We start from the raw sequence: 9,869 nt of genomic DNA, 5'->3' as shown, positions 1-9,869 counted from the left end.
GCATCACCGGAACGACCTGCGCGACCAGTACGGCCAACACGGTGAATATAGGCTTCGGCGTCATACGGAATGTCGTAATTGATAACGTGTGAAACACGCTGAACATCGAGGCCACGTGCAGCAACGTCGGTAGCGACAACGATATCGAGCGCGCCTTTCTTAAGTTGATTCACGGTGCGTTCGCGTTGTTTTTGTATGATGTCGCCATTGAGTTCTGCGGCGGCATAGCCACGTGCACGCAGTTTGTCAGCAAGTTCGACAGTGGCTGTTTTAGTGCGGACAAAAATAATGACGCCATCAAATGTTTCTGCTTCGAGAATGCGGGTAAGGGCATCGAGTTTATGTGAACCGCTGACCAGCCAATAGCGTTGACGAATATTTTCTGCGGTCGTGGTTTTAACCTTGATGGTGACTTCTTCAGGGTTGTTCAAATATTTTTGCGCAATCCGGCGAATGACTTTCGGCATGGTGGCGGAAAATAAACAAATCTGACGCTTGTCAGGTGTTTGTTCTAATACCCATTCGACTTCTTCAACAAAGCCCATACGTAACATCTCATCAGCTTCATCAAGCACCAGGGCTTTCAGTCCGCCTAATTTCAAGGTGCCGCGCCGCATATGGTCGGTGACACGCCCAGGGGTGCCGACAACAACATGCAAACCGCGTTTTAGTGCGCGAATTTGTACGCCGTAATCTTGCCCGCCATAGATAGGCGCAACATGGAAGCCTTTAATGTGGCTGGCATAGCGTTGGAATGCTTCAGCAACCTGAATGGCCAGTTCACGTGTTGGTGCCAATACCAACACTTGGGTCTCCTTGCGTCGCACATCGATTTGCGATAGCAGTGGCAGGGCGAACGCAGCCGTTTTGCCTGTTCCCGTTTGAGCTTGACCAATGACATCGCGATGATTAAGCAGGTGTGGAATGATAGCCGCTTGAATTGGTGAGGGCGTTTCATAGCCAATGACCTGCAATGATTCGAGTACATTTTCACTCAAACCGAGGCTGCTAAATTGGACAGTGTCTTTTGGCTGTGATGTCATGGTTTTGCCTTGATGTAAAGTAGTATATGAATAGGGGGTAGAATACGAATATTGCTACGATCTACGTGGTAGGTAGTTTAATTATTGGTTTTTTGGTTGCTCGATAATAGATGAAGACACGGCCAATATTTTTTACTGAAGCGCATTGCACGCGCTTAGCAATTTCAGTGTCGATATGCTTACGCGTATCGCGGTCACCATAATTGATTTTTACTTTGATTAATTCATGGGTGTTCAATGCGATATCAATTTCATTGATCACATTATCAGTGAGGCCAGCATTACCTAAGGTGACAACAGGCTTTAAATTATGCGCCAAAGCGTTAAGATGGCGGCGTTCTTTTCCAGTAAGCATTAGATATGAATACTCCAAACAAGCATGACCCAATCAGGGCTAAAAAGCACTTTGCCCCCCGAGGGCACGTAGCGGTTTCAGCGAGCCCATTCAATGGGGTTAAGCTCGAGCTAGCCCTGATACTCGTCATTGGGCTCATACTTTGGCTTATACTCGAACGGCTCTTTCCTCACCGTATTGAAGCTTTTATCATGCTCGTTGGCTATAGCTTGCTGGCGGCGGGGTGGATAATTTTGCGTGTGCGTAATGTGCTAAAACAGACATTGGAGCTCAAGGTCAAACAGGCGAAGCCTTAATGACCAAAACAAACTCAAACGTCCAGCCGTACATTATGCCAGAAATAGGATGTCAGTGCTATGTCTAGTCGTGCCAGCAAGTCACGTTGGTTGCAACGTCAGGAAAAAGATGAGTACGTTAAACGTGCCAAGGCTGAGGGGTATCGTTCACGTGCCGTCTATAAATTAGCAGAAATTAATGAGCGTGATCGTATTCACATTCAGGGCAAATTGATCGTGGATTTGGGCGCTGCCCCTGGCAGTTGGTCGCAATTAGCGGCAAAATGGTGTCAGCATAAGAGCGATATCATTGCACTCGATATTTTGCCTATGGATAGCGTGGCTGATGTTGAGATTATTCAGGGTGATTTTACTGAAAATGCGGTGTTTACGCAGTTAATTAAGACTATTGATGGGCGTGAAGTAGGGCTTGTTCTTTCTGATATGGCCCCCAATATCAGTGGGGTAAGCTCAGTAGATCAGCCAAAATCGATGTATCTGGCGGAGCTGGCTCTTGACTTGGCACGGCAGGTGCTTTGTAAGAATGGTAACTTTGCCACTAAGCTATTCCAAGGTGAGGGGTTTGATGAGTATATGCGTGAGGCAAGGGCAAGTTTTACTCACGTGAAGGCGCGCAAACCTCGGGCATCGCGTTCGCAGTCTAGAGAAGTGTATTTAGTGGCCAAGGGATACCGAGGAACTAGCGGTTGAATTGCGGTCTATAGTAAGTACGAGCATCGATAGTTTTAATGTGTTTGATGTTATGAGTAGAAAATACCGACGTAAACAATGCAAACGATGTAAAGTTTGCATACACTAGCAATTATATATATGAAATAGGGTACTAACTTTGAGCGATATGGCAAAAAACATTATTCTTTGGGTGGTCATCGCAGTTGTATTGATGTCTGTCTTTAATAATTTCGGGCCACCACAGGTGCCGGTACAGCAGTTGACCTATTCTGAATTTCTCAGTGAGGTGCGTAAGGGTGCCATTACTGAGGTGACTATTCAGGGGCGCACCATACAAGGTAAGCGTGACGGCGGCGATAAATTCATGACCTACAGTCCGAACGACCCCAAATTGGTTGATGAGCTTGTTAACAACGGTGTACAAATCAGCGCTGTGCCACCTGAGCGTCAAGGTTTGTTGATGCAAATGCTGATTTCCTGGTTCCCCATGTTACTGCTGATTGGGGTTTGGATTTTCTTTATGCGCCAGATGCAAGGCGGTGGCGGTGGTCGTGGCGCCATGTCGTTTGGTCGCAGCAAGGCACGTTTACTCGGTGAAGACCAAATCAAGGTGACATTTAATGATGTTGCAGGTGTGGATGAAGCCAAAGAAGAAGTCGGTGAGTTAGTCAAATTTCTACAAGCCCCTGAAAAATTTCAAAAATTAGGTGGTAAAATTCCGCGCGGCGTTTTAATGGTCGGTTCGCCAGGCACGGGTAAAACCCTATTAGCCAAGGCCATTGCTGGTGAAGCCAAGGTGCCATTCTTTAGTATTTCAGGGTCTGATTTTGTTGAAATGTTTGTTGGTGTCGGTGCGTCACGTGTTCGTGACATGTTTGAGCAAGCCAAAAAACAAGCACCTTGCATTATCTTTATTGATGAAATCGATGCAGTAGGCCGTAAGCGCGGCGCTGGTCTTGGCGGTGGTCACGACGAGCGCGAGCAGACACTCAACCAATTACTGGTAGAAATGGATGGTTTTGAGGGTAATGACGGCGTCATTGTTATCGCTGCAACTAACCGTCCTGATGTGCTCGACCCAGCCTTATTACGCCCTGGCCGTTTTGATAGGCAGGTTGTTGTGCCATTGCCTGATGTTCGTGGCCGTGAGCAAATCCTTAAAGTTCACATGCGTAAAGTGCCGCTTAGCGATAATGTAAAACCAAGTATTATTGCGCGTGGGACACCGGGGTTCTCCGGTGCTGATTTAGCCAATTTGATTAATGAGGCTGCTTTGTTTGCTGCACGCGGCAATATGCGTGAAGTTGAAATGGAGCACTTTGAGAAAGCCAAAGACAAGATCATGATGGGCGCAGAACGCCGTTCCATGGTGATGAGTGAAGATGAGAAAAAGCTCACTGCTTACCATGAATCGGGTCATGCCATTGTTGGCTGGTTGGTGCCTTCACACGATCCGATTCACAAAGTAACGATCATTCCGCGTGGCCGTGCCCTGGGTGTCACCATGTTCCTGCCTGAAGAAGATCGCTATAGCTATAGCCGTGAGCGTTTGGAAAGCCAAATCTCAACCATGTTTGGTGGCCGTATTGCGGAAGAAATTATCTTTGGCTCAGAGGCAGTAACCACGGGTGCATCTAACGATATTCAGCGTACCACTGAAATTGCTCGTAATATGGTGACCAAATGGGGCTTATCAGACAAACTTGGCCCGTTGACTTACAGCGAAGAAGAAGGCGAGGTATTCCTTGGTCATTCTGTTGTGCAGCACAAAACAGTTTCAGACGACACAGCGCGCTTGATCGACGAAGAAGTGCGCGTGATTATTGATCGCAACTATAAACGTGCAGAAAATATGTTAAAGGATAATGAAGATAAGTTGCACCTTATGGCAGATGCACTAATGACCTATGAAACTCTTGATCATTCGCAGGTGGGTGACATTATGAATGGTAAAACACCACGGCCACCCAAGGATTGGGATCAAACCGACCCTCCCTCATCAGGCAAGGTTGTTGATGATGTTGAAGATAAGCTGGAAGAAGATGAATCGAAAACGGATTCGACGATTGGTGGGCCAGCCAGCCAACATTAAAGGCGCCTGTTTGGCGGTCTCACTATCTCAAGTAGCGTAGTAATGCTTGACCTGACCAAGTCCCAGCTGATGGGAATACTCAATGTGACCCCCGATTCTTTCTCGGACGGGGGTCTTTTTGTTGGCTGCGATGCAGCGCTTACTCAAGTGAGCCTGATGGTTGAGCAAGGCGCTACGATTATCGATGTTGGCGGTGAATCAACTCGGCCTGGCGCTACTGCCGTTTCCGCTGACGAGGAAATTCAGCGTGTTGTTCCCGTCATTAAAGCCATTCGTGCTGCTCAGCGTTCTTTTTCAGATGTTGTCATATCCGTTGATACGAGCAAACCTGACGTCATGACAGCGGCGCTAACTGCTGGCGCTTCAATGATTAACGATGTTCGAGCCTTGATGGCTCCCGGTGCGCTTGAAGTCGTTGCCAAGTGCAACGTGCCTGTCTGCTTAATGCATGCAATGGGCTCACCACAAACCATGCAAAGCAATCCGCACTATGTGGATGTTGTGACCGAGGTAATGGCATTTTTGCAAGACAGAATAACAGCCTGTATAGATGCCGGTATTGCTCGCGAGCGATTAATCATTGATCCAGGCTTTGGCTTTGGTAAAACCTTGCAACACAATCTTGAATTAGCGCAAAACCTTGATCGGCTTGGCTCCTTAGGGTTGCCAATTCTGGTGGGTGTTTCACGTAAATCAATGTTTGGCGCTATACTCGATGCCGATGTTGATCAACGTTTATTTGCCAGCCTGGCTATGACAACTTTGTTGCTGGATAAAGGTGCATCGATTGTGCGCACACATGATGTTGCCCCAACACGTGATGTACTGAACGTGGTGCAGGCCATGCGCGACTCGGCGCACGAATAAAAATAATGGTGTGATGAAATGAATCGACTATATTTTGGTACCGATGGTATTCGCGGCAAAGTAGGTGAGCACCCTATAACACCTGAGTTTGTTTTAAAGCTTGGTTGGGCGGCAGGACGCGTCTTATGCAAAGGGTGCGTGGGTAAAGGCAAGGTGCTTATTGGTAAAGACACCCGTGTATCAGGCTATATGTTTGAATCGGCGTTGCAAGCCGGCTTGTCGGCAGCGGGTGTTGATGTGTTGCTCAGTGGGCCGATGCCAACACCAGCGGTGGCCTATCTTACGCACACCCTCCATGCGCAGGCCGGTATTGTTATCAGTGCCTCACATAACCCATATTATGACAATGGTATTAAATTTTTTTCCGCTGATGGCACTAAGCTTGATGATGAGATTGAGCTTTCAATTGAAAAAGAGCTATTAAAACAATTGGATACAGTTGAATCATCGAAGCTAGGTAAAGCACAACGTGTGCAAGATGCGGCCGGTCGTTACATCGAATATTGTAAAAGCACCGTGCCACGTAATCTCGATTTGGCAGGGACTAAGCTCGTTATTGATTGTGCTAACGGTGCCACCTACCAGGTTGCGAGTAGCGTTTTTCGTGAGCTGGGCGCACAAGTTACCGAGATTGGCGTCAGCCCCGATGGCTTTAATATAAACGAGGCTTGTGGTGCATTGCACCCGCAAGCACTTAGAGCTACTGTTTTAGAGCAGGGTGCTGATCTAGGTATTGCTTTTGATGGTGATGGCGACCGCGTGATGATGGTCGATCATTTAGGCAATATATTGGACGGTGATGATTTACTTTATGTGATAGCACGTCACCGTTTGCAGGGTAAAGGGTTGGGCCGCGACAAAGTGGTCGTTGGCACTTTGATGAGTAATCTTGGCTTTGAGCAAGCCTTAGCGCAGCATGATATTAGCTTGGTGCGCGCGCAGGTAGGTGATCGCCATGTTCTCGAAAATATGAACAAAGCAGGTTTAGTGCTGGGTGGTGAGGCCTCAGGGCACATTATTTGTTTGGATAGAACCTCGACCGGTGACGGCATTATTGCTGCCCTGCAAGTGCTGGCAGCTTTATCAGGAATGTCGTGTAGCTTGAACCATATTACCTCGCAAATCAGCAAATATCCTCAGGTAATGATTAACGTCAAAGCAGATGCCAGCGTGGTGCAATGTGAGGCAACACGCCAAGCGGTGGCTGCTGCTAAGGCTGAGTTGGGTGATAAGGGGCGCGTGCTATTGCGGCCATCCGGCACTGAGCCAGTAGTGCGTGTCATGGTAGAAGGCGTAGACGAAGCCCAAGTTGGGCGTCTTGCCAAGCAGATTGCTGGCACCATTTCAGACCAGGTTTAAGGCGCATCTGACCTATCTATGAACTTGTATCTTATGCCTGTAGCCAGTTTCTGCGTCGTTTCGCTTTACTATTGGTGAAAACTTGCTAAGACAGGCATATTGGCGGTACTTGAAGCATCGGCGCAACGTGCATGCCGTATTTTTGCCACTTGCTTTGTGCAAAGGCTCTCATGATTGCTATTACAAATTGCTTTATTGCAGTCGTCTCGCTAAGATGCACGGCTATTTTTGAGCTATGGAGCACATCCCAATGCGACAGCCGTTTGTAGTGGGTAACTGGAAGATGAATGGCTCACGCGCTAGCGCACGTGAGCTGATCACAAGCCTTAAGCAAGGCATTGATGCAGTCACTGCTGCGAAAGTAGTGGTATGCCCGAGTTTCGTCTATTTGGCTGATGTGCAAAGCATGCTAAGTGACAGCCATATCGCTTTAGGTGCCCAAAACTTTAGTGATCAGCAGCCTGGCGCTTATACCGGTGAAATTGCTGGTGACATGCTCAAGGATGTTGGTTGTCAGTATGTCATCATTGGTCATTCTGAACGTCGAGCTCTATATGCTGAGACTGATGAATTGCTTGCTAGAAAATTTACAGTTGCACTGAAATGTGGTTTAACTCCAATATTTTGTCTGGGAGAATCGCTTGAAGAGCGCCAGCAAAACCAGACCGAAAACGTCATTGCACACCAGCTCGATGCTATACTCACACTACCAAACGGTGTTGAAGGTCTGCGTAGTGCAGTACTTGCCTACGAGCCTGTTTGGGCAATTGGTACAGGCATGACAGCAACGCCTGAACAAGCGCAAGCAGTACATGCGTTTATTCGGCAGCGTATTGCGGGAAAAAATGCGGATGTCGCAGCGGCGTTGCAAATACTCTATGGTGGTAGTGTCAAAGAGGGTAATGCGGCAGAGTTGTTCTCGCAGACGGATATTGATGGTGGTCTCATCGGTGGTGCATCGTTGGATGCGCAGTCATTTTTAGCCATTTGTCGCGCTGCCAGCGCATAGCCCCAGGTATTTAATTAGACGTTATGCAAACAACTTTATTGATCATTCATGTCATGGTTGCGATCGCCCTTGTTGCGTTGGTTTTGTTGCAGCATGGTAAGGGTGCTGATGCCGGTGCTGCATTTGGTAGTGGTGCATCACAAACTGTTTTTGGTAGTCAAGGCTCCGGCTCATTTCTAACGCGTGCCACTGCAATTTTGGCGACCGTATTTTTTGTGACCTCGCTGATATTGGCCTATTTGTCGGTTGGCCAGGCGACGAGTTCGAATAGCGTTACACAAGGCTGTGCTGATGCCCGTATTAACGATGTTTCTACTGATACCAATATCTCTCAAGATCAAATTTCTGAGGAATTACATCTGCCGGCAGATGTGCCTTTGTTACCTGAAGAGATTGGCTCTGTCACAGAGCAAGGCGTAAACTAGTCGTTAAGTAGTATAGTGATCGTGCGCTCTTGTTGGGGCAGCGGTTTATTGTTTAGCCGATGTGGTGGAATTGGTAGACACGCTGTCTTGAGGGGGCAGTGGCGTAAGCTGTGCCGGTTCGACTCCGGCCATCGGCACCATTAATTATGGGCATAAGTTTATGATTTATAATTATAAAAAAATGAGCCTCGTTGACACTAAGGCAACTCTGGCCGTAAACTCCGCGCATGCTTGATAACTACCTGCCAATTTTGGTGTTTATCTTCATGGGCTTTGTGTTCGGTATTGGCCCCCTGATTGCTGGTTTCGCGCTAGCGCCGCATCGTCCTGACACCAAAAAGAACTCTCCCTACGAATGTGGCTTTGAGGCTTTCGAAGATTCACGCATGAAATTTGATGTGCGCTATTACCTCGTTGCCATCCTGTTTATTATTTTTGATCTTGAAATCGCCTTCCTGTTTCCGTGGGCGATTGTGTTAGATGAAATTGGCTGGTTTGGTTTTGCTGCAATGATGGTATTTCTGGCCATTCTCGTTGTAGGCTTTATCTATGAGTGGAAAAAAGGCGCGCTGCAATGGGAATAGAAGGCGTTTTTGAAAAAAGCATTGTCACTACCACCGCGGATAAAGTAATTAATTGGGCACGTACCGGCTCACTATGGCCAATGACTTTTGGTTTGGCGTGTTGTGCAGTTGAAATGATGCATGCTGGTGCATCACGTTACGATCTCGATCGCTTTGGCGTTATATTTCGTCCTAGCCCACGTCAATCAGACGTGATGATTGTTGCTGGTACCCTGGTTAACAAAATGGCGCCAGCCTTGCGCAAAGTGTATGAGCAAATGGCCGAGCCACGCTGGGTAATTTCAATGGGGTCTTGTGCTAATGGTGGGGGTTATTACCACTATTCATATTCTGTCGTACGCGGCTGTGACCGAATTGTGCCCGTTGATATTTATGTGCCAGGTTGCCCGCCAACAGCAGAGGCATTATTGTTTGGTATTATTCAACTGCAAAATAAAATAAAGCGCACCAATACCATAGCGCGATAACTAAATAGGCAGTCATTAATGGCTAATATGCAGCAGGCGCTATTTAAGCGTCTCAATGACGATTTTACGGATGTCATTGAAAGTGTCACTTACGGTGTCGGTGGCGAGATCACCGTAGTGGCTCATGTAGAGGCGATTAAAGCGTTATGTATTGAGCTGCGTGATCGTGAAAAATATTCCTTTGAGCAGCTTATCGACTTGTGCGCGGTTGATTACCTGGAATATGCAGGCAAAAAATGTGACCCTTCTAGGCGTTACGCCGTGGTCTACCACCTGCTGTCAATTAAACATAACCAGCGCTTAAGGCTTAAGGTCTACGTTAGCGATGAGCAGCCTACGGTCGATTCAGTTATTGATGTTTGGCGTTGTGCCGATTGGTTTGAACGTGAAGCCTATGACCTCTATGGCGTATTGTTCTATGGCCATCCTGATCTGCGCCGCCTGTTAACCGACTATGGCTTTATCGGCCATCCCTTCCGCAAAGATTTCCCCATCTCGGGTCATGTTGAAATGCGTTATGACCCAGAGAAAAAGCGCGTTGTCTATGAACCCGTCAGCATTGAGCCACGTGTCCTTGTGCCACGTAAGTATCGTGAAGATAACCGTTATCTCAACAAAGGTGATTAGGGCGTGATAACCATCAATAAGGCCGTCCTGTTGCGGCTGAAAAGACGCCAGGCAAGGCGTGAGGAGAGTGGTT

At 47.6% G+C, this 9,869-nt stretch carries 12 protein-coding genes and 1 tRNA gene; 11 read left to right on the top strand and 2 right to left on the bottom strand.

Translation table 11 applies throughout. The annotated features are described in order from the left end of the window. Positions 1-1,043 (bottom strand): DEAD/DEAH box helicase (locus JKY90_05805; protein ID MBL4851778.1); only part of this gene is annotated, 1,043 nt, incomplete at its 3' end. 61 nt (positions 1,044-1,104) lie between these two features. Continuing rightward, positions 1,105-1,398, bottom strand: coding sequence for a ribosome assembly RNA-binding protein YhbY (gene yhbY, locus JKY90_05800; GenBank protein MBL4851777.1), 294 nt, complete (start codon positions 1,396-1,398; stop codon positions 1,105-1,107). A 5-nt stretch (positions 1,399-1,403) separates the two neighbouring features. On the opposite strand from yhbY, the gene JKY90_05795 reads away from it, so the two are divergent. From JKY90_05795 to JKY90_05745, 11 genes are all read left to right on the top strand, one after another. Continuing rightward, positions 1,404-1,694, top strand: a complete 291-nt coding sequence (locus JKY90_05795; protein ID MBL4851776.1) for a hypothetical protein — start codon at positions 1,404-1,406, stop codon at positions 1,692-1,694. A 60-nt stretch (positions 1,695-1,754) separates the two neighbouring features. Further along, a complete protein-coding gene (gene rlmE, locus JKY90_05790; protein MBL4851775.1) occupies positions 1,755-2,384 on the top strand; it encodes a 23S rRNA (uridine(2552)-2'-O)-methyltransferase RlmE in 630 nt (209 codons plus the stop codon). Between the two features lie 148 nt (positions 2,385-2,532). Continuing rightward, the gene (gene ftsH / locus JKY90_05785) at positions 2,533-4,458 is read left to right on the top strand and encodes an ATP-dependent zinc metalloprotease FtsH (GenBank protein MBL4851774.1); all 1,926 of its coding nucleotides are present in this window, start codon (positions 2,533-2,535) and stop codon (positions 4,456-4,458) included. A 69-nt stretch (positions 4,459-4,527) separates the two neighbouring features. Further along, on the top strand, positions 4,528-5,325 hold the full coding sequence (gene folP / locus JKY90_05780) for a dihydropteroate synthase (protein MBL4851773.1): 798 nt from the start codon (positions 4,528-4,530) through the stop codon (positions 5,323-5,325). 18 nt (positions 5,326-5,343) lie between these two features. Further along, positions 5,344-6,684, top strand: a complete 1,341-nt coding sequence (gene glmM, locus JKY90_05775; GenBank protein MBL4851772.1) for a phosphoglucosamine mutase — start codon at positions 5,344-5,346, stop codon at positions 6,682-6,684. Between the two features lie 250 nt (positions 6,685-6,934). After that, the gene (locus JKY90_05770; GenBank protein MBL4851771.1) at positions 6,935-7,693 is read left to right on the top strand and encodes a triose-phosphate isomerase; all 759 of its coding nucleotides are present in this window, start codon (positions 6,935-6,937) and stop codon (positions 7,691-7,693) included. Between the two features lie 23 nt (positions 7,694-7,716). Beyond that, entirely contained in the window at positions 7,717-8,118 is a 402-nt protein-coding gene (gene secG / locus JKY90_05765; protein MBL4851770.1) for a preprotein translocase subunit SecG, read from the top strand. A gap of 55 nt (positions 8,119-8,173) precedes the next feature. Beyond that, a tRNA-Leu gene (locus JKY90_05760) sits at positions 8,174-8,258 on the top strand. Between the two features lie 87 nt (positions 8,259-8,345). Next, entirely contained in the window at positions 8,346-8,702 is a 357-nt protein-coding gene (locus JKY90_05755) for an NADH-quinone oxidoreductase subunit A (GenBank protein ID MBL4851769.1), read from the top strand. Beyond that, positions 8,693-9,169 (top strand): NADH-quinone oxidoreductase subunit B, encoded by a 477-nt coding sequence (locus JKY90_05750; protein MBL4851768.1) that lies wholly within the window; start codon positions 8,693-8,695, stop codon positions 9,167-9,169. The genes JKY90_05755 and JKY90_05750 overlap by 10 nt, the downstream gene beginning before the upstream one ends. Positions 9,170-9,196: 27 nt before the next feature. Then, positions 9,197-9,796, top strand: a complete 600-nt coding sequence (locus JKY90_05745) for an NADH-quinone oxidoreductase subunit C (protein ID MBL4851767.1) — start codon at positions 9,197-9,199, stop codon at positions 9,794-9,796. Positions 9,797-9,869 lie beyond the last annotated feature (73 nt).

This window comes from Gammaproteobacteria bacterium (assembly GCA_016765075.1).
In the GTDB taxonomy this organism is placed as follows: domain Bacteria; phylum Pseudomonadota; class Gammaproteobacteria.
Note: the sequence above shows the minus strand (reverse complement) of the source record. Positions and strands in the feature narration are given on the sequence as shown.

What these genes read in the sequence shown, in the direction of transcription:
- yhbY (MBL4851777.1), bottom strand. Translation starts at nt 1,398, where the DNA reads ATGCTTACTGGAAAAGAACGCCGCCATCTTAACGCTTTGGCGCATAAT.
- JKY90_05795 (MBL4851776.1), top strand. Translation starts at nt 1,404, where the DNA reads ATGAATACTCCAAACAAGCATGACCCAATCAGGGCTAAAAAGCACTTT.
- rlmE (MBL4851775.1), top strand. Translation starts at nt 1,755, where the DNA reads ATGTCTAGTCGTGCCAGCAAGTCACGTTGGTTGCAACGTCAGGAAAAA.
- ftsH (MBL4851774.1), top strand. Translation starts at nt 2,533, where the DNA reads ATGGCAAAAAACATTATTCTTTGGGTGGTCATCGCAGTTGTATTGATG.
- folP (MBL4851773.1), top strand. Translation starts at nt 4,528, where the DNA reads ATGGGAATACTCAATGTGACCCCCGATTCTTTCTCGGACGGGGGTCTT.
- glmM (MBL4851772.1), top strand. Translation starts at nt 5,344, where the DNA reads ATGAATCGACTATATTTTGGTACCGATGGTATTCGCGGCAAAGTAGGT.
- JKY90_05770 (MBL4851771.1), top strand. Translation starts at nt 6,935, where the DNA reads ATGCGACAGCCGTTTGTAGTGGGTAACTGGAAGATGAATGGCTCACGC.
- secG (MBL4851770.1), top strand. Translation starts at nt 7,717, where the DNA reads ATGCAAACAACTTTATTGATCATTCATGTCATGGTTGCGATCGCCCTT.
- JKY90_05755 (MBL4851769.1), top strand. Translation starts at nt 8,346, where the DNA reads ATGCTTGATAACTACCTGCCAATTTTGGTGTTTATCTTCATGGGCTTT.
- JKY90_05750 (MBL4851768.1), top strand. Translation starts at nt 8,693, where the DNA reads ATGGGAATAGAAGGCGTTTTTGAAAAAAGCATTGTCACTACCACCGCG.
- JKY90_05745 (MBL4851767.1), top strand. Translation starts at nt 9,197, where the DNA reads ATGCAGCAGGCGCTATTTAAGCGTCTCAATGACGATTTTACGGATGTC.